We start from the raw sequence: 278 nt of genomic DNA on the forward strand, positions 1-278 counted from the left end.
GGCTGATTAGCCCTTTTTTATTTGATAATTCATGAAAAAAACAAATAATCTAGATACATTCCAATGGATAGGAGTAAGCGCTCGAGGAAAAAAACTCGAAGGTGAGCTTACAAGCAGCAGTATTGCATTGGTAAAAGCACAATTGCGCAAGCAAGGTATTACTCCTTCAAAAGTAAAACGAAAACCAAAACCTCTATTTGGTATTCAGAGCGTTCAAAAAATCATCCCGAAGGATATAGCTTTAGTTACACGCCAAATAGCTACCATGTTAATGGCAG

The 278-nt window shown here is 37.1% G+C and carries 1 pseudogene; it reads left to right on the forward strand.

What is annotated here, in order from left to right:
• Positions 1 to 31 precede the first annotated feature (31 nt).
• Positions 32 to 278 (forward strand): annotated as a pseudogene (locus tag R2R70_RS19865) (type II secretion system F family protein); the annotation flags it as partial.

The sequence above is a fragment of the Cobetia sp. SIMBA_158 genome, assembly GCF_046566945.1.
GTDB classification, from domain to species: Bacteria; Pseudomonadota; Gammaproteobacteria; order Pseudomonadales; family Halomonadaceae; genus Cobetia; species Cobetia amphilecti.